The organism is Peribacillus sp. NPDC101481 (assembly GCF_044767165.1).
Taxonomy (GTDB): Bacteria; Bacillota; Bacilli; order Bacillales; family DSM-1321; genus Peribacillus.
Genome location: NZ_JBIWNJ010000003.1, coordinates 108,608 through 126,624 on the forward strand (window position 1 = coordinate 108,608; position 18,017 = coordinate 126,624).

Consider the following 18,017-nt stretch of genomic DNA (forward strand, 5'->3'; position numbering starts at 1 on the left):
TTGAAAGATCTAATTTTGGAAAAAGGATGGAGTTCCATGGAGACTATCGTAAATACAAAGCCAGTGATAACAGGTTGGGTAAAACGGGAATACCTTAAGAACATCGAGCGGATTTTGGATTCTGGCAGGTTAATTTTAGGTGAGTATACTCGGAAATTTGAAGAAAGCGTCAGACAATACAGTGATTCTAAGTATGCTGTCGCACTTTCCAGTGCCACGGCCGCCATTGAAATTATTTTAAAATATCTAGATGTTGAAGGCAAAGAAGTGATCATGCCAAGCAATACGTTCATTTCTCCAGTATATGCGGTGAAAAATGCGAAAGGAAGGGTCGTTCTTTGTGACATTAATTTAGAGGATTTCAATTTGGATTTAAATAGCCTGAAGAACGCCGTGACTCCTAAAACGAAAGTTGTCCTAATTACGTATATTGCCGGAAGGATCCCTGATAACATCTTTGAGATTAAAGAGTTTTGTGATGAGAATGATCTTTATCTAATCGAAGATGCTTCACATGCTTTTGGTGCCACTATAAATGGATATAAAGCAGGCACAATTGGATTTGCTGGGGTTTTTTCAATGTACCCCACTAAAATTGTTACAAGTGCAACAGGCGGTGTCATTACATCGGATGATATAGATTTAATCAAATACTGTGAGTTGTTAAGGCACCATGGGAATGAAAATGGTGCAGTCAATCAAGTATTATCCGGTGACATGCTTCTCAGTGAATTTAATGCATTGCTTGGTTATCTGCAAGTTCAGGAAGCTTATGGGATGATCCAGGTCAGGCAGGAAATCTTCAGTTTCTATCAAGAAAATTTGAACGAGATTTTTCATGAACACGGTCTTTACTTCCAAGCTTCATCTGACCACAATATATCTTCATTTTATAAAATAATCGTCATGTCTAAAAGCAAAGAGCAATGCGAAACATTTAAAAAGCATTTAAACGAGTGTCATATAAGCACCGGGCATTGTTATGGGGTCCCATTACATTTACAGCCCACATTGCTAGAGGAATATCCCCTTGCGTCTCTCCCGAATGCCGATAGATTTCGTGAATCTCATTTCACGTTGCCATGTCACTTGGATTTGTCAGATGAGGATCTGAAATACATTGTAGCGAAATGTAAACAGGCAGCGGAACATGGCGATTAAAAATAGGATTGGAGTGGTGGGGTCAGGTCCAATAAGCTGTGCCATGATTGATGCCATTAATGAAAGTTCAAATGGAGAGGTGATGGGAATTTGGGGGAGAAGATTTCATTATGCCAAGGAGCTTGCAAAAGAAAAAGGAGTTCCTAAAGTTTATGGATCCCTGAATGAAGTGTTTGAAGATGATGAGCTGGATACTGTTTATATAGCCACTCCAAATGCCTCCCATTATGATCAAGCGATGGCAGCCATTGAGCATGGAAAGAACGTTATTGTGGAGAAAACGGCATTCATGACAGCCGATCAGGCCAACCGAGTTTTCGATGCTGCAGAAAAACAAAATGTTTTTGTGTTTGAGGCAGTTAGATCCATTTATGAACCCAACTTTCAAATTTTAAAGAAAGCTATTAAAAAGTTAGGGAAGATCCATGGGGCAACCCTAAAGTACCAAAACTATTCCAAGCAGTATTCGGCCTTATTAAAAGGGGAGAAAGCTCCACTTTTCGATGATAATCATGGTGGCGGGACATTAAGAACGATTGGAATTTATCCTATTTATGCGGCCATCCAATTATTTGGTGTTCCCGTTAAAAGTTATTATTTTAAACAATTGATCGTAAAAAACATTGATTTAGGCGGTACGTGCATCTTTGAATATGAAGATTTTAAAATAACGATGTTGATTTCAAAAATTAACTTAACGAATGATTCAATATCGGAAATTTACGGAGAGAACGGAACCTTGCGTTTTCACTCGTTATACGATATCCGCACAATAAGCTACCGCAGTATCATTAATGACATTGAAGAAACGATAAGTGAACCTATCAGTGATAACAGTTTGCTTTATGAAATCACTGAATTTTCAGAATTGATTTTAAAGAAAAATGTAACGGCCTACATGGAACAAAAGAACATTACGCTTAAAGCGATATCTATCATTGAACAAGCTTTAAATGGAGGAACATGATGAAAAAAATATTGCTAGTAACAGCACACCCGGATGATGCGGAAATTAGTATGGGCGGTACCGTTCGTAAGCTGCTGAACCAAGGACATTACATTATCAACATCATATTTTCCATCCCTTCGAATATCGAGGTCAGGAAACAAGAGGCAATGGAGTCATCAAAGAATTTCGGATATGAGGTACAGTTTTCTAAGTACTGCGAGGGTAATAACGTTGAGGATATCCCTCTCCATAAATTAATAAAAGAGCTCGACGATATCATCGAAAAGATGGAACCAGACGAAATCTACACACATTGGATGAATGATAGTCATCAAGATCATCAAAAGTTATCAAAGGTGGTAAGAAGCTGTTTCAGGAAAAAACAATTTACACTATATGAATTCGAACAAATCAACCAAAATAATAACATCGCTGCCAATCAATTTCACCCGAATATTTATAGTGATATTACAGAGTTCATGGAAGATAAAAAACGTATGATTACCGTGTTCCAATCACAGCTAACCGGGTATATGGGGCATTATTTAGTGAATGCGGAGCATATCGGCAGTTGGAGGGGTTCCCAAGTGAATTGTAAATACGCGGAGACATTCCTATTAATTTTTTCAAAAGAGGTTTTGTAGGTGGGAAAAAAGAAGATAGTCACAATTCACCAGCCGAATTTCCTGCCCTGGATTGGTTTGATTCATAAGGTTTTCCAATCGGACGTTTTTATATATTTGGCCGATGTGAAATACTCTTCAAGTAATTTTCAAAATAAAACATATATTCTAGGTGCTGATGGAAAAGAGTCAAGGCTAACTGTACCGCTTCAAAAAAAGCCTGAAATGTTACATGAAAAATTAATCAGTTATCATTCCCCGAATCAAAAATGGAAAAGGAATCATTTGAAGCAAATATCCGAAGTTTATAAAAAAACTCGGCACTTTCAAGATTTCTTCCCGTTGTTGGAAGAAGCATATCAAAAAGAACACGTTTTGTTAGTCGATTTAAATATTCATTTATTTGAATTGATTTTAAAATATTTAAATTATGAAGGAGAAACACACCTTTCCAATGATTTTAACACTTCCTTTGGAAAAACAGAGAGATTAGTCAGCTTAGTTAAGCAAACCAGAGGTACATGCTATTTAAGCGGGAAAAGCGGAAAGGATTATTTGGAAGAAGAATTGTTTCATAATGAAGGTATTGAAGTCGTTTATCAAAAGTTCATACATCCCGTGTATTATGTGAAAAATGAAAAAGAATGTGTAAAAAATTTATCGATTCTAGATTGGATCATGCACTATCCGGCGGATCAAATAAAAGAAACGTTTACGGAAGATAATGTAGGCAAATCAGAACAATGTAAATGAGTATATAAAATAGAGATGTGGCGTGGTTGAAAATATGAAAATAAAAAATGAATTTATGAATAAAATCCTTTTATTATTAACAGGGAATTCACTTGCACAGCTTATTCTATTCGCAAGTTCCCCCATACTGACAAGAATATATACACCAGAAGATTTTGGTGTGTTTTCAACCTATACGTCACTTTTGGCCATTCTCATGTCATTTGCATCTCTTTGTTTAGAAAAGGCGATTCCTTTAGAAAAAAACCATAGTAATACGGTTCACTTGATGTACATTAGCATGTTTACGATTGCCGTCGTTTGTATCCTGAATATAGGTTTAGGCTTCCTTAATCTATCATTATTTCGATTATACGGTATAGAAACTTCGATAATGAATGACTTTTTGCTTTCAGTTGGCCTGTTTTTTGCTGGAATCTATCAAGTGATGAGTTACTGGATGTTAAAAGAAGATAAGTTTAAAGGGTTAACTCACTCTAAACTGCTTCAATCGATTAGCAATGTAATAAGTCAGTTCTCACTTATTTCCATTAATCATCAAGGAATAGGTTTAATAGCGGGAGATATGATTGGACGGGGAATAACCCTTGTGTACATTTGGCGATATTTCTTAAAGCGAATGCATTGGCCAAAAGTGAACTATAGGAGAATCGGTTATTTGCTTAAAAAATATGAGAAATTCGCCAAATACTCCACATGGTCAACCCTCTTAAGTTCCTTATCTATGCAAATCATATTTTTGTTATTGATGCGTCTATACGGACCTGACGTGACAGGGCATTTTTCCATGGCTACAAAAACGATCGGTTTACCCATTAGTTTGTTGGGAGCGAGTATTTCGACAGTATTCTATGCCGAAGTGGCAAAAAGCATTTCAAATGAACCGGGAAGAGTTTTACATTTGTATAAGAGCATTATTACTAAAACGGCCATGTTAGGTGTGCCGATAATGGTAATTTTGGCATGGATGGCACCCGGTCTCTTCAGCTTTGTTTTTGGAGGAGAGTGGCGTGTTTCCGGTGAATATGTGACATTGATGTCTTTTATGTTTTTAAGTCAAGTGATTGTCATGCCAGTTTCCCAAATATTGTTTTTAATCAAAAAACAACGGACTCAGCTCTTATGGGATGTTTCAAGGCTGTTACTGTCTTCTATTGGAGTACTGGTCATATTCATTTCAGGGGGTTCAGCTGAAACAGCCATTTTATACTTTAGCATTTGTATGGGGGCCAGCTACTACTTTTTTGCTCTCCTTGGCTATAGGGCGATACATTCCATAGATCGAGAGGATAATCTAAAAAAATGAAGCTGATTCAACTGGGTCTGGTAGGATTATACGTCTGGTTACTGGATATATCCTACGTTTACTTTATTTCCCCTGAATATGCTTATATGGGGTATATATATCGGCAACATCCAAGTGCAGTCATGATAGTAATTTCCATGTTTTTTATTATATTGCCAGCCATATTCATAAAAAAGGAACTGGATAAGCCGTCGGAACTCGTTTTCTGGATTTTGTATTTTATTGTCTATATACCGGTAGTATGGGTTCCGAACTATTTATTTACGCTGCAGCCTGATTTTATATATGCGAATGTTCTTTTGTTTTTTTGTTTACTTATCATTGGAAATGTAAATAGATTGCCAGCCATGAGGATTACACCTCCTAATGTTAATCTCGGTCTATTAAAAATCATTTTTGTTATAACATTATTGATTTTTTTTCTTTACATCTTCAAAGTTTCGGGCGGAATTAGTCTAAAGCCTCCTATAAATTCCGAGGATATCTATGATAAGCGAATGGCCTTTCGAACGAAACTAACCCCTCTTGCAGGCTATATTATACAGTGGCTTGCAAAAGTATGTAATCCATTAATCGTGACCATTGGCTTATGCAAAAAAAAATATACCTATGTGGTTATCGGACTAGGGCTGCAATACCTTTTGTACACCGTCAATGGCTTGAAGTCCACTCTTTTATCGACTGGATTATTAATCATTGTATTCATTGCTTTTCGGAAGAAGGGAAGGGATTTTTCCATACTTTTTTGTATAAGTCTTTGTTCGCTGTTAGGCATCAGCATTTTTCTTGATTTTATCCTTGATCAGGCATATTTTTCTAATTTATTTGCCAGAAGGATGATCATCACACCGGGCTTGCTGACAAGCTATTATGTAGACTTCTTTTCAACTCATCCAAAAGCCTTGCTATCGTATAATATTTTAGAAAAATTCATAGATCCTGTTTATGACAAGAGTCCGCCATACATTATCGGTACAGAGTACTTTGGCAGACCAGAAATGGCAGCCAATGCCAATATGTTCGCCGATGCTTTTGCTAATTTCGGTTATATTGGATTCTTGGTTTATACAGTGATCTTGGCAGCGATATTATGGTTTTATGATAGCTTGACGCAAAATGAAAAGTGGCAAGGTGTCGGCATAATCCTGTTTGTTGTACCTGCATGGTGTTTAGCGGATACTGCGCTTACCACAACGTTTGTGACAGGCGGGATGTTTTTTACTTTCGTTATCATGTATTTATTGTTAGGGTCAGATTTACAAAAGGGAGATAACAGATGAAGTTATTTTATAATATTAGTTCGGTGCACCCATGGAATGATACGAGGATTTATTTCCGGCAAGCCTTTTCTTTTGGAGAAACGGGAATGTACAAGGTGAAGCATATAGCGATTGAAAATAACTTGATCCCTGAAAACATCCCTGCCAATATCGAAGTTGAATTGTTGACTAAGAGATCAAGGAAAGGGCGAATGTTGAATTGGATTGCTCTTTACCGCAAGATCAATAAAGATAAACCTGATGTGATTCAGTTTCATGATCCGGAGCTGCTGATTTTAATGAACATCATAAGAAGGATTCCCCGTTATCATCCAGTCATTGTTTATGACATGCATGAAAATGTACCAAAGGTCCTTATGAGAAAAAAAATCCCCGGAATTGCATTGAGTATATATCGTCTTTTGGAGAAACGATTGCTAAGGGCATGCAGCGGAGTCGTGTTTGCAGAAATGACGTATAAAGAGGATTATCAGTTCTTAACTTGTCCAACAACAGATGTGTACAATTACCCGAAAATTCCTGAAATGAAAGAAAACAAAGGAAAAGAAGATGTTTTCACCTTTATCTACCTAGGAAGCATCTCTGATATACGTGGCGGGGAAACCATGCTGATTCTTGCAAAAAGATTAGTAGAATTAAAGAAAGTGTTTCATATGAAGATCATTGGAACGGGCAGTGAAGGCTACATCGAAAAATTGAAAACATTCATCCTGGACAACGGCTTGGAAGATTATATCAGCCTAGAGGGTGTAGTGGCCTTTGATAAAGCATTCGAATCCATCCAGAAAGCACATGCAGGCATGGCATTTTTAGTTCCTGATCCTAATTTCATGGGTGGTAAAACAACAAAGTGTTTTGAATATATGGCCGCGGGCATTCCATTTATGGTTTCTAATTTTCTTATTCAAGATGTACTGGATAAATGGAACTGTGGAGTGTCGGCCGATGTAGCGAACATGGATGATATGGTTCAAAAAGCGGTTTATTTACTGGAATCCCCTGAGGAAGCAGCGAACATGGGGGAACGAGGAAAAGCTGCATATAGACAAGAATATAATTGGGAGAATGAAAAGGAAAAACTACTATCTCTGTTAGATGAATTAAATTCATGTTCCTAGGAGGTTTGCTATGGGATTATTTAAATGGATAAATAAATTGGCATTTATTAGTAACTGGGGGAGGTTGGGCGGAATCCACGGAATAATCGTCATGTTTGTTTACCGGATAGGCAATATAATTTACTATAAAGTGAACGTTCCAATCTTAAAACAAGTATTATGGATTTTGTACCGCATGATTGATTTGTTAATTATAAGACTCTTCATGAACTGTGAATTTCCTGCGCAATCTCAAATAGGAAAAAAATTGCACCTCCCACATGGAGCTAAAGGCATTATAATCAATCCGTTTACTAAAATAGGCGATCATGTTACAATATTGCATCAAGTAACGTTCGGGCAAAGTAAAGAAATCAGAAAAGCTCCTGAGGTTTGTGATTATGCATATATTGGAGTGGGCGCTAAAATATTGGGCGGCATCCGAATTGGCACGAATTCGAAAGTGGGGGCAAATGCAGTTGTTTTGACATCCGTTCCCGATAATTGCACGGCGGTTGGGGTGCCAAGTGTGATTAAAGGTAAGCAGAAAGAAAACGTTATAAAATAATTGCACGTAAACAAATAAAGGAGTGTTCAATTAGCCTAATTGAACACTCCTTTTTATTATCCCATGGTGCCCTTCATGAGATGATCAAGCCAGGAAAATCAGTTGATAAAGAAATAGGGCAGCAAACATGTACACGAACGGATGCACTTCACGGAATTTGCCTCTTGCCATTTTTAAAATGGGGTAGGCGATGAATCCGAGTGCTATCCCGTTGGCGATGCTTGATGTCAAAGGCATGGCGACAATGACCAAAAAGGCTGGGAATGATTCATCAAAGTGTGTCCAGTCAATTTCATTAATGCTCTTAATCATCATGCTTCCCACGATGATCAAGCTAGGTGCCGTGATTGCCGCTACATTTGAGACAGCTCCTATCAATGGACTGAAGAAGGCTGTTATCAAGAAAAGGATGGCCACTACCAAAGCGGTTAAACCTGTCTTGCCGCCCGCTCCTACACCAGCTGATGATTCAACCGAGGCAGCGGTCGGGCTTGTACCGAACATGGCACCGACAGTAGTGCCGACGGAATCTGCAAAGAAGGCACTGCCGGATTTTTCAAGCTTGTTCTCCTTCAGCAATCCAGCTTGGCGGACAATTCCTAATAAAGCACCGGTCGTATCGAATAGCATTACAAGCAAAATGGAGAAGACGACGCCATATAGCCCGTAGTTAATGACATCGGCGATAGATGTGATGGGATTGGCGACTATAATGCCTTCAGGTAATGAAGGGGTGGAAACCAGGCCGTTAATTTCCAATTGGCCTGTAAAGAAAGCGATTATGGCAGTCACGATCATTCCGATGAATATCGCTCCCTGCACATTGCGAACGATCAGAACGAACGTTATGACTAAACCAACCAATGTAAGCGCCACGCTGGGATCCCTGAAGCTTCCAAGGGTAACCAGGTTGGATTCATGCTGTGTGACGACACCTGACAAACGCAGTCCGATGAAGGTGATGAAAAGCCCGATTCCGGCACTGATAGCATGTTTCAAGTTATTAGGTATGGCCTCGATCAATTTTGAACGGAAAGAGGTTAGGGATAAAAGGATAAAGATGATGCCCGTAACAAAGACTGCAGAGAAAGCAACTGTATATGAGATATCATGGGTTCCCAATACCGAGTATGCAAAATAAGCATTCAATCCCATTGCCGGTGCTATGACAATTGGGTAATTGGCTAAAAGGGCCATGCATAGGGTACCGACTATTATTGCGATTATGGTTGCTGTGAATGCCTGGTCGAATGGAACACCGGCATCAGAAAGGATCATGGGGTTTACAACGATGATATAAGCCAGTGTTAAAAAGGTTGTAAGCCCCGCAAGTACTTCCGTCTTAATATTTGAATTCCGTTCTTTTAATTTAAACATGCGGTCACTCCTTTTTTCTATACAAAAAATCCTTGCAAAAATCTACAAGGAGGAGATGCTTACCCTTTTTCAAGTAAGTAGCTCGATGATAATAAATCTTATAAATTATATTAGAAAAATAACTAAAGTACAATAGCATGAAAAATTTTAAGGTACAGGTTTTCTCGAAAATAGATAATGATATACTAACAAATAGCTTAGACTAAGGATAATGACATGAAGTGAACGAAGCTGTTACCATTAAAGTGGATTTATCAGTCAATTAAATGAAGAAATTCAGAAAGTAGGCCCATACATGACAGAATTCATCGACCTTGGCGTCAGCCCGGCGATTAATAACATATTAAAGCAAATAGGAATATCCGCCCCTACCCCGATTCAGGAGAAATCGATACCAGATATCCTTGCTGGAAGGGATGTCATCGCGAAGGCGCAGACGGGAACGGGGAAGACTTTGGCATTTTTGCTGCCAATCTTGGAAAAGGTCGATCCCGCCGCATCCCACATACAATCATTGATCGTCACGCCAACCAGGGAATTGGCTTTGCAAATCACTGCTGAATTGAAAAAATTCGCTGATGAAATCGAGGGACTTCAAGTGCTTGCAGTTTATGGCGGACAGGATGTCGAGCAGCAAATGAAAAAGCTGACAAGAAACATCTCCGTGGTGGTCGCCACGCCAGGAAGGTTATTAGATCATTTACGAAGAGGCACCATTGATCTCTCACAAACTCAAACACTTGTGCTTGATGAAGCTGATCAAATGCTTCATATTGGGTTTTTACCAGAAGTGGAAGAGATCATGGGACAGCTTCCAGATGAGCGCCAAACGCTGCTCTTTTCAGCAACGATGCCTGAACAGGTGCATCAATTGGCAAAACGATACATGACTAAACCATTAACTGCCGCTGTGAAGGCAGAGCAAGTAACGGTCGAGAAAATCAGGCAGCTTGTCATCGAGACGACCGATCGTGCCAAACAATCTTCATTAATCAACATGATCAAAGAAGAACAGCCATACCTTGCGATCATATTTTGCCGTACAAAACGGCGTGTTTCGGTTTTGAATGATGCCCTGAAGGCAGCTGGATTCAATTCTGAAGAGCTTCATGGTGACCTTTCACAGGCAAAGCGGGAACGTGTGATGAAAAACTTCAGAGACGCAAAGCTTCAATATTTAGTGGCAACGGACGTTGCTGCACGAGGGCTTGATGTAGAAGGCGTGACCCATGTGTTTAATTATGATGTTCCCGAGGATGCAGAAAGTTACATCCACCGAATTGGCCGGACGGGCAGAGCGGGTGAGAACGGCTTGGCTGTAACCTTCATAGCAACGAAGGATCTTCAGCTTTTAAGCGATATTGAAAAAGGGATATCCATGAAAATCGAAAGAAGGACGATTGAAGGAGTGAAAATGTTCCAACCCGATGAGGTGAGGCAAAAAAGGAAGCGTCATGATGACTCTTCCGATGAGGGTACCCGCCGCCCGCGTTCGGGAGGGGGAAGGAAACATCGGGAACGGATAGATACGAGAGGACCGAATCGGGGCAGTCACCGTTCTGTAAATCAAGCGGACAATCGTGAAGTCGAGAGGGAGAAACCACGTGGAGGCCGGATGGAAAACAGCCGCGGGCCTATACGTGAGGATTCACGGGGAGTTCGTTCGGAAAACGGCCGCGGACCTATACGTGAGGATTCACGGGGAGGCCGTTCGGAAAACAGCCGTGGACCAAGGCGAGAGAATCCGCGGAGTGGCCGCTCGGAAGACAGCCGTGGACAAAAGCGTGACAATCCACGAGGAGGTCAAAGAGACAGCCGTAGATCAACTAGTACACAAGGGGCGAGTAATCGCAGAGGTGGATCTGGCAGCAGCCCCAATAGAGGGAGAAACCGGTAAAAGGGGGAGACGGGAGTGAACAAGCCTTGGTTGGCAGAATATCCAGTTTCTCTGGATCTGGCAGGGAAATTGATCATGCTGCAGTTTCCGGAAATTGAGTTGAATGAGATCAAGCAACTTGGGGAGGGTTTCGATAACACGGTCATACAAATCAATGGGCAATTTGTATTCCGTTTTCCCCGCCGCCCTATTGCAGTTACGTTGATTCAAGTGGAAAATCAGCTTTTGCCATCCATTGCAGGCACTTTTCCGCTTGCTATCCCTGAACCAATCTTTTTTGGGAAACCAAGCACTTTGTATCCTTATCCTTTTACCGGTTATAAAATGGTGAAGGGACACTTGCCTGTAGAAGGAACAAAAGCAAATAAGGTCGAATCGGCAAAAAGATTTGCCCGCTTTTTGAAGGTTCTTCACAGTTTCCCTGTCGAAAGGGCTATGTGTTTGGGTGTGCAGCCTGATGGGATGATGAGGCTTGATGTACCCTATCGAAAGAAATCACTTATGGAAAATGTCTCGAATCTAATAAACCTAGGATACTTTGAACAGGCGCATGCGGTTAAGGATTTTGTTGAAGCCTTAGGCGAATTGGACGTTCAGCATCCGATTTCACTCGTTCACGGAGACATTCATATCCGGAATGTTTTACTTGATGACGAAGGCGTTCTCGCAGGTATCATTGATTGGGGAGATGTTCATATCGGGAATCCAGCCATTGATTTCTCCTTTTTATACAGTTATTTCCCGAAAGAGGCGCGCAGGTTTTTTTTCGAAATCTATGGTGAAATCGAAAAGGAAACAGAGAGCCTAGCCCGGTTCAGAGCCATATATATGCTTGTTACATTACTCGTTTATGGCATAGATCGCCACGATGAAGAGCTGATTGCCATTACGAGTACCGGTTTGGAATTTGCTATAGAAGAATAATCGTCATGCTCTTTTGATGTTTAGGAGGTACATATGAAGGCAAGTTATTATCAAACAATCACATTAATGGCGAACATATTGGATCAAGCTAATATTCCCTACCAATATTCAGGTCGATCTGCTCTTTTCGTACAAGGAGTGGATATCGATGAATATCAGAAAATCGAAATGGATGTACAATGGGATGTCTTTAATGAGGCTTTGGATCTTTTTTCCGAATACGCGCCAACAAAGCCTGAAAGAAGTCCTGAGACTGCATTCTTTCTAATGGATGTCGAGGGGATTTCTGTCACTGTTCGCTGCCGGTTTAACACGACCATTAAAACGGACCCTTATCGTTTATCCATAAAGATGGGGGATATGGAGGTTTGGTGCAGGTCGTTATACAGTTATTTATACGAAGAAGAAATGAGAAAGTTCAGTGCCGAGATTCATGCTTACTTATCAGCCGAGCAGAAGGGGTTCACAGCGGAAAATGAACAGGCGTGGAACCAGAATAATTATTTAGCGCTTGTCAATCGTTATGGAGATCCCGTTGAATTGGCATCAAAAATCAAACAGAACCCAAAATGGAGACTGCACCCTTTTTATAAATATATGGGGGAAATATCCGGCAAAAAAATCACTCATTTGATGGGATCGAACGGTGTCAAGGCAGTTGCACTGGCCATATTGGGAGCAGAAGTGAAAGTCGTTGATTTTTCCCAGGAAAACGCAATGTTTGCAAATGAGCTGGCAAGTGGCGCCAAAGTCTCCATCGAGTATATAGTTTCGGATGTCCTTTCGCTATCATCCGACCATGAATCGGGGAAGCAGGATCTGGTTTTAATGGAGCTCGGTGTACTTCATTACTTAATAGATCTGCAGCCGTTATTTGAAAAAATTAAAATGATGCTGAAACCTGGAGGCCGATTCGTACTGCATGAATTTCACCCGATTTCAACAAAGCTCATTACTTCAAATGGTAAAAAACACAAAGTCACAGGCAACTATTTCGCTCCGGCAATCGAAAATAATGAGGTCGCTTTTTCGAAGCATATGCCGGATGAGGAAAAAGGGAGCCTTTCAAGAGTTGTACAGCGTAAATGGACAATCGGGGAACTTATAACGTCAATAGGTCAATCAGGGCTCGTTATTAAAGTGCTCGAGGAAGAACCGAATCATAAAATCCATGATATTGGGCTTCCAAAAACATATACCTTGGTGGCGGAACGTGTTTAAGCTGCATGATGAGGAAATGAAAGCTGACTGAAGGAGCCCTTTCAGTCAGCTTTTTTATTTATTCCATAATAAAGGGGATGCCGCGTTCCGCGACATCCCCGAAAAAATTAATTTTGTGCCGACCATTCCTCTACATCCCATACCTTGGTAACCCAATCTTCATAGAAATCAGGTTCATGGCATACGAGGACAATCGTTCCTTTATACTCTTTCAATGCACGTTTCAGTTCTTCTTTTGCAACGACATCCAAATGGTTCGTCGGTTCATCGAATAACAGCCAATTGCTTTCGGTAAGCATGAGTTTACATAGGCGCACTTTAGCTTGTTCTCCACCGCTTAGATGGCTCATCGGACGTGTAATGTGCTCGTTTTTCAAACCGACACGGGCAAGAATCGCACGTACCTGCGGTTGGTCCAGATGCGGAAATGCATTCCATACTTCATCGATCGGCGTCGTATCGCCTGCTTTCACTTCTTGTTCAAAATACGAAGAAAAAAGGAAATCGCCAAGTGATCTTTTACCGCCTAGAGGATCGATTTTACCCAAAATCGTTTTTAATAGAGTGGATTTACCAACTCCGTTACAGCCGACCACGGCAATTTTTTCTCCCCGCTCGATGGTCATGGACAACTTCGGAAGCAATGGGCGGTCATATCCGATTTCCAGATCTTCACCTTCAAAGACATAACGGCTGCTCGCACGTGACTCTTTAAAGTCAAAGGTAGGTTTCATTGCAGTTTCCGGACGATCGATGCGTTCCATGCGATTCAATTGCTTTTGACGGCTCTTTGCCCGTCCGGTCGTTGAATAGCGTGCTTTATTCTTTGCAATGAAATCTTCTTGCTTTTTAATGAATTCGCGCTGTTTTTCATAGGCGTTAATATGTTGGTTTTTATTCAATTCAGCCAGCTCAAGGAATTTTTCATAAGTTGCCGTGTAACGGGTCAATTTAGAAAATTCAAGATGGAAGATGACGTCGACGACGCCGTTCATGAACTCGGTATCATGCGAAATTAATAAGAATGCATTAGGATATTCCTTTAAGTAGCTGCTCAGCCAGCGGATATGCTCTACATCCAAGTAGTTCGTCGGTTCATCAAGGAGCAGTACTTCAGGCTGTTCCAAAAGTAGCTTGGCTAGTAAAACCTTTGTCCGTTGTCCGCCGCTTAGGGCAGAGACATCACGGTCCAAACCGATTGCATCCAACCCTAAACCGCGTGCTGCTTCTTCAATTTTAATATCCAGATTGTAAAAACCGCCGGCTTCCAGCTTGTCCTGGATTTCACCCATTTGTTCCAAGAGTTCTTCAAGTTCCTCCGGAGTGGCAGTACCCATTTTCTCTGTAACTTCATTCAGAGCTTTTTCCTGCTCGAATAAAGGTAAGTATGCATCCCTCAAGACGTCGCGAATCGATTTACCCTTTGAAAGTATCGTATGTTGATCAAGATAGCCATATTCGACACCAGGTGTCCATTCGACCCGGCCATCATCATGGATAAGTTGCCCTGTAATGATATTCATCATCGTTGATTTCCCGACACCATTTGCCCCGACCAGACCAACATGTTCGCCGGCCATCAGGCGGAAGGAAACATCCTTGAATAAGGTACGGTCGCCAAAGCTGTGTGCTAATTTATCTATAGAAAGTAAGCTCATTTATATTGAACCTCCCAATTAATTTGAAAAAATCCCTACGTTTCATCATACTAAAATCTGCACGGGATTGCTATCTAATCTATTAATTTACATATATGTGGGTACAGGGAGCCCCTCGAAGGGTAATCCTTAATGTGAACCAATGGATCCAATGCCATGCCGTGCATTATCGCCCTGTCTTAAATTATATGAGATAATGGAGGAACCAGTTTAAAAGCGAAAGGATGTTATTATGAGTAAAACAGTCGTACTGGCCGAGAAACCCTCGGTCGGCAGAGATATAGCAAAAGTGCTGAATTGCGGGAAAAAGGGTAATGGCTTTTTTGAAGGCGATCAGTATATCGTCACTTGGGCACTAGGTCATTTGGTCACCCATGCAGATCCGGAATCTTATGATGAAAAATATAAAACTTGGCGCCTTGAGGACCTGCCCATGCTGCCGCCTGCTTTGAAATTGGTCGTGATCAAGCAATCAGGCAAACAATTTCAATCGGTTAAAACACAATTAAATCGCAATGATGTCAAGGATGTCATCATTGCAACGGATGCAGGACGTGAAGGGGAACTTGTTGCACGCTGGATTCTCGAAAAAGCGAATGTGAAGAAGCCGGTCAAGCGGCTTTGGATTTCCTCTGTAACGGATAAAGCGATCAAAGATGGATTCAGAAATCTGAAGGATGGCAAGGAGTATGAAAACCTATTTGCCTCTGCTGTAGCAAGGGCGGAAGCGGACTGGATCGTTGGGATGAACGCGACACGTGCCCTAACAACGAAGCACAATGCCCAATTATCCTGCGGGAGGGTCCAAACGCCGACACTTGCGATGATTGCAAAAAAAGAAGAGGAAATAAAACAATTCCAACCTAAGAAATATTATGGCGTTTCGGCAATTGCAGAACCCAATTTGCGCCTCGTCTGGCAAGATGCCCAATCAAAAGATATCCGCACATTCGATAAAACCAAGGCAGAAAAGGTTCTTGCAGCCGTTAAGGGGAAAAGTGCAGAAGTGGTTGAAGTAAACAAGTCCCATAAGAAAAATTTTGCCCCTTCTTTATATGATTTAACAGAACTTCAACGGGACGCCAATAAGAAATTCGGCTATTCGGCGAAAGAGACGTTATCGATCATGCAGCGCTTATATGAAAGCCATAAGGTCTTGACTTATCCAAGGACGGATTCACGCTTTTTATCAACGGATTTGGTTGATACGCTAAAAGAAAGATTACAGGCTGTAAGCATTAAACCATATGCCCAGTATGCATCAAGGATCCTGCGCAGCCCAATTAAAACCAATAAATCGTTCGTGGACGATAGCAAGGTTTCTGATCACCATGCAATCATCCCCACTGAGCAAACGCCGCTGCCGGGAAAACTGAGCGACAAAGAATCGAAAATCTATGATTTGGTCGTTAAAAGGTTCCTTGCTGTATTGATGCCGCCTTTTGAATATGAACAAACGACCATCACCGCAAAAATGGGGCAGGAAACGTTCATGGCAAAAGGGAAGGTCGTCCTGAAATCGGGATGGAAGGAAGTCTATGATCACCAATTCGATGAGGAAGAAGCTAAGGATGGCCTTGCTGAGCAACTGCTTCCGAATGTTCAAAAAGGTGACAGTTTAACCATTTCGACTGTGAAACAAACAGAGGGTGAAACGAAACCGCCGGAACCATTCAATGAAGGGTCGCTTCTTTCGGCGATGGAGAATCCTGCTCGTTTCATGGCAGGGGAAAGCAAAGAGCTCATCAAGACTCTTGGTGAAACTGGCGGGATTGGAACTGTGGCAACGCGTGCTGACGTTATTGAAAAGCTGTTCAATAGCTTCCTGATCGAGAAGAGGGGAAAGGGCCTTCATGTTACCTCGAAAGGAAAACAACTTCTACAATTGGCGCCTGAAGACTTGAGATCTCCAGCTTTGACAGCCCAATGGGAGCAAAAGTTAACTGCGATAGCAAAAGGAAAGCTGCCAAAGCAGGCCTTTATCGGCGATATGCGCACTTATGCCAAAAATATCGTCCTTGAAATCAAAAATAGTGACCAAAAATTCAAGCATGATAACGTGTCAGGTACGAAATGTCCTGATTGCGGCAAGCTGATGCTAGAAGTGAATAGTAAAAAGGGAAAAATGCTTGTCTGTCAAGATCGTGATTGCGGCCACAAAAAAAGTGTTTCACGTGTAACAAATGCCAGATGCCCGCAATGTCATAAAAAGATGGAAATGCGCGGTCAAGGAGAAGCACAGACATTCACCTGTAAATGTGGTTTCCACGAAAAACTTTCTTCTTACAATAAACGTAGAGGGCAAAATAAAAATCAAAAATTATCCAAAAATGAAGTTTCCAATTATATGAAAAAGCAAAATAAAGAAGAGCCGATCAATACTGCATTGGCAGATGCCTTGGCAAAACTGAAATTCGATAAATAAAGGAAAGAGTCCTTCACTTTTAGTTCCAAGGTGAAGGGCTCTTTTTTATGGAGTTAATTGCATGGAGCAGGTATGGGGAAATTTCCTTGTCGGCAGGCCCGTCTTTCCAGACAACAAGGTTGCAGCTTTATGAACGCAAAATTAGTATAAAAGAAAAAGACGGCAGAAAGGGATGGAGCGCTCGCTCCATCCCTTTCCATATATCCTGCATCTGTTAAATTTCATTCAGTACGGTGCCATGTAATTCATATTCAAGTGTTTTGTCAGTGTGTGTGTGTTTATCCGAATCTACTCGTATGAGCGTACTGAATGGCTTCTGATCACCCGGACTGAAAATTGCTTCATCATTCTCTGGATTCCATAGGCTGTAAATACTCATGATCGTATCCTCCTCCTTTGGATGAGAAGACTAGTAATTCCCATATTTGATTATCATCCATCTCTTCAATTGACTCTAACGCTGATCACCGGGACTAAACACCGCTGCGTCATTCTCTTTGTTCCATTGGCTTCTGATTGTACTCATCATGCACTATCATCTCCTTTGGTGAGAATGTCTTACAGTATTTATATACCCGGATGGGACAGGATAAAACATATATTTTTAAAAAAACATGATTATGTTTCTGAATAACAAGTTGTAACATGCCGAGTTTGCGTCTGCTTCCAAATATCCATAATGCCCCATGGTGGACTGACGTTTTTTCATAAAGTAAAGTTCTGCTGTAGGCTTCGTGCCCAGGCAACGACATTTTCTGTAAGGGGCCTTGGTTGAAAA

Annotated in this window: 15 protein-coding genes; 12 read left to right on the forward strand and 3 right to left on the reverse strand. The window is 41.1% G+C overall.

Annotated elements, in window-relative coordinates:
• Positions 1 to 36: 36 nt before the first annotated feature.
• The 8 genes from ACIROD_RS19235 to ACIROD_RS19270 are packed head-to-tail and all read left to right on the forward strand — an operon-like array spanning position 37 to position 7,737.
• Positions 37 to 1,161 (forward strand): DegT/DnrJ/EryC1/StrS family aminotransferase, encoded by a 1,125-nt coding sequence (locus tag ACIROD_RS19235; protein WP_402943166.1) that lies wholly within the window; start codon positions 37 to 39, stop codon positions 1,159 to 1,161.
• A complete protein-coding gene (locus ACIROD_RS19240) occupies positions 1,151 to 2,128 on the forward strand; it encodes a Gfo/Idh/MocA family protein (RefSeq protein WP_402943169.1) in 978 nt (325 codons plus the stop codon). Before ACIROD_RS19235 ends, ACIROD_RS19240 begins: the two co-directional genes overlap by 11 nt.
• Complete coding sequence (locus ACIROD_RS19245) at positions 2,128 to 2,754, forward strand: PIG-L deacetylase family protein (protein WP_157831073.1); 627 nt, start codon at positions 2,128 to 2,130, stop codon at positions 2,752 to 2,754. Before ACIROD_RS19240 ends, ACIROD_RS19245 begins: the two co-directional genes overlap by 1 nt.
• Entirely contained in the window at positions 2,755 to 3,486 is a 732-nt protein-coding gene (locus ACIROD_RS19250; RefSeq protein ID WP_402943173.1) for a WbqC family protein, read from the forward strand.
• 34 nt (positions 3,487 to 3,520) lie between these two features.
• Complete coding sequence (locus ACIROD_RS19255) at positions 3,521 to 4,792, forward strand: oligosaccharide flippase family protein (RefSeq protein ID WP_402943176.1); 1,272 nt, start codon at positions 3,521 to 3,523, stop codon at positions 4,790 to 4,792.
• A complete protein-coding gene (locus tag ACIROD_RS19260) occupies positions 4,789 to 6,072 on the forward strand; it encodes a hypothetical protein (protein ID WP_402943179.1) in 1,284 nt (427 codons plus the stop codon). The genes ACIROD_RS19255 and ACIROD_RS19260 overlap by 4 nt, the downstream gene beginning before the upstream one ends.
• Complete coding sequence (locus ACIROD_RS19265) at positions 6,069 to 7,190, forward strand: glycosyltransferase (protein ID WP_402943181.1); 1,122 nt, start codon at positions 6,069 to 6,071, stop codon at positions 7,188 to 7,190. Before ACIROD_RS19260 ends, ACIROD_RS19265 begins: the two co-directional genes overlap by 4 nt.
• A 10-nt stretch (positions 7,191 to 7,200) precedes the next feature.
• The gene (locus ACIROD_RS19270; RefSeq protein ID WP_402943184.1) at positions 7,201 to 7,737 is read left to right on the forward strand and encodes a serine O-acetyltransferase; all 537 of its coding nucleotides are present in this window, start codon (positions 7,201 to 7,203) and stop codon (positions 7,735 to 7,737) included.
• Positions 7,738 to 7,821: 84 nt separating this feature from the next.
• Here ACIROD_RS19270 and ACIROD_RS19275 read toward each other — a convergent pair whose 3' ends face one another.
• The gene (locus ACIROD_RS19275; RefSeq protein ID WP_402943186.1) at positions 7,822 to 9,114 is read right to left on the reverse strand and encodes an NCS2 family permease; all 1,293 of its coding nucleotides are present in this window, start codon (positions 9,112 to 9,114) and stop codon (positions 7,822 to 7,824) included.
• A gap of 295 nt (positions 9,115 to 9,409) precedes the next feature.
• Here ACIROD_RS19275 and ACIROD_RS19280 point away from each other — a divergent pair, with 295 nt between their 5' ends.
• The 3 genes from ACIROD_RS19280 to ACIROD_RS19290 are packed head-to-tail and all read left to right on the forward strand — an operon-like array spanning position 9,410 to position 13,156.
• Positions 9,410 to 11,011, forward strand: coding sequence for a DEAD/DEAH box helicase (locus tag ACIROD_RS19280; protein WP_402943189.1), 1,602 nt, complete (start codon positions 9,410 to 9,412; stop codon positions 11,009 to 11,011).
• A 15-nt stretch (positions 11,012 to 11,026) separates the two neighbouring features.
• Complete coding sequence (locus ACIROD_RS19285; RefSeq protein ID WP_402943192.1) at positions 11,027 to 11,935, forward strand: phosphotransferase; 909 nt, start codon at positions 11,027 to 11,029, stop codon at positions 11,933 to 11,935.
• Between the two features lie 33 nt (positions 11,936 to 11,968).
• Positions 11,969 to 13,156: a class I SAM-dependent methyltransferase gene (locus ACIROD_RS19290; RefSeq protein ID WP_402943195.1), complete on the forward strand. Its 1,188-nt coding sequence runs from the start codon at positions 11,969 to 11,971 to the stop codon at positions 13,154 to 13,156.
• A gap of 107 nt (positions 13,157 to 13,263) precedes the next feature.
• Here ACIROD_RS19290 and ACIROD_RS19295 read toward each other — a convergent pair whose 3' ends face one another.
• The gene (locus ACIROD_RS19295; RefSeq protein ID WP_034316019.1) at positions 13,264 to 14,814 is read right to left on the reverse strand and encodes an ABC-F family ATP-binding cassette domain-containing protein; all 1,551 of its coding nucleotides are present in this window, start codon (positions 14,812 to 14,814) and stop codon (positions 13,264 to 13,266) included.
• A gap of 232 nt (positions 14,815 to 15,046) precedes the next feature.
• Here ACIROD_RS19295 and ACIROD_RS19300 point away from each other — a divergent pair, with 232 nt between their 5' ends.
• Positions 15,047 to 17,239 (forward strand): DNA topoisomerase III, encoded by a 2,193-nt coding sequence (locus ACIROD_RS19300; RefSeq protein ID WP_402943198.1) that lies wholly within the window; start codon positions 15,047 to 15,049, stop codon positions 17,237 to 17,239.
• Between the two features lie 214 nt (positions 17,240 to 17,453).
• On the opposite strand, the gene ACIROD_RS19305 is transcribed toward ACIROD_RS19300, so the two are convergent.
• Entirely contained in the window at positions 17,454 to 17,618 is a 165-nt protein-coding gene (locus tag ACIROD_RS19305; RefSeq protein WP_156404392.1) for a hypothetical protein, read from the reverse strand.
• Between the last annotated feature and the right edge of the window lie 399 nt (positions 17,619 to 18,017).

Bases quoted from the DNA above. Each gene is read 5' to 3' on its own strand.
- ACIROD_RS19235 (WP_402943166.1), top strand. From the start codon at position 37: ATGGAGACTATCGTAAATACAAAGCCAGTGATAACAGGTTGGGTAAAA.
- ACIROD_RS19240 (WP_402943169.1), top strand. From the start codon at position 1,151: ATGGCGATTAAAAATAGGATTGGAGTGGTGGGGTCAGGTCCAATAAGC.
- ACIROD_RS19245 (WP_157831073.1), top strand. From the start codon at position 2,128: ATGAAAAAAATATTGCTAGTAACAGCACACCCGGATGATGCGGAAATT.
- ACIROD_RS19255 (WP_402943176.1), top strand. From the start codon at position 3,521: ATGAAAATAAAAAATGAATTTATGAATAAAATCCTTTTATTATTAACA.
- ACIROD_RS19260 (WP_402943179.1), top strand. From the start codon at position 4,789: ATGAAGCTGATTCAACTGGGTCTGGTAGGATTATACGTCTGGTTACTG.
- ACIROD_RS19265 (WP_402943181.1), top strand. From the start codon at position 6,069: ATGAAGTTATTTTATAATATTAGTTCGGTGCACCCATGGAATGATACG.
- ACIROD_RS19270 (WP_402943184.1), top strand. From the start codon at position 7,201: ATGGGATTATTTAAATGGATAAATAAATTGGCATTTATTAGTAACTGG.
- ACIROD_RS19275 (WP_402943186.1), bottom strand. From the start codon at position 9,114: ATGTTTAAATTAAAAGAACGGAATTCAAATATTAAGACGGAAGTACTT.
- ACIROD_RS19280 (WP_402943189.1), top strand. From the start codon at position 9,410: ATGACAGAATTCATCGACCTTGGCGTCAGCCCGGCGATTAATAACATA.
- ACIROD_RS19290 (WP_402943195.1), top strand. From the start codon at position 11,969: ATGAAGGCAAGTTATTATCAAACAATCACATTAATGGCGAACATATTG.
- ACIROD_RS19295 (WP_034316019.1), bottom strand. From the start codon at position 14,814: ATGAGCTTACTTTCTATAGATAAATTAGCACACAGCTTTGGCGACCGT.
- ACIROD_RS19300 (WP_402943198.1), top strand. From the start codon at position 15,047: ATGAGTAAAACAGTCGTACTGGCCGAGAAACCCTCGGTCGGCAGAGAT.
- ACIROD_RS19305 (WP_156404392.1), bottom strand. From the start codon at position 17,618: ATGAGTATTTACAGCCTATGGAATCCAGAGAATGATGAAGCAATTTTC.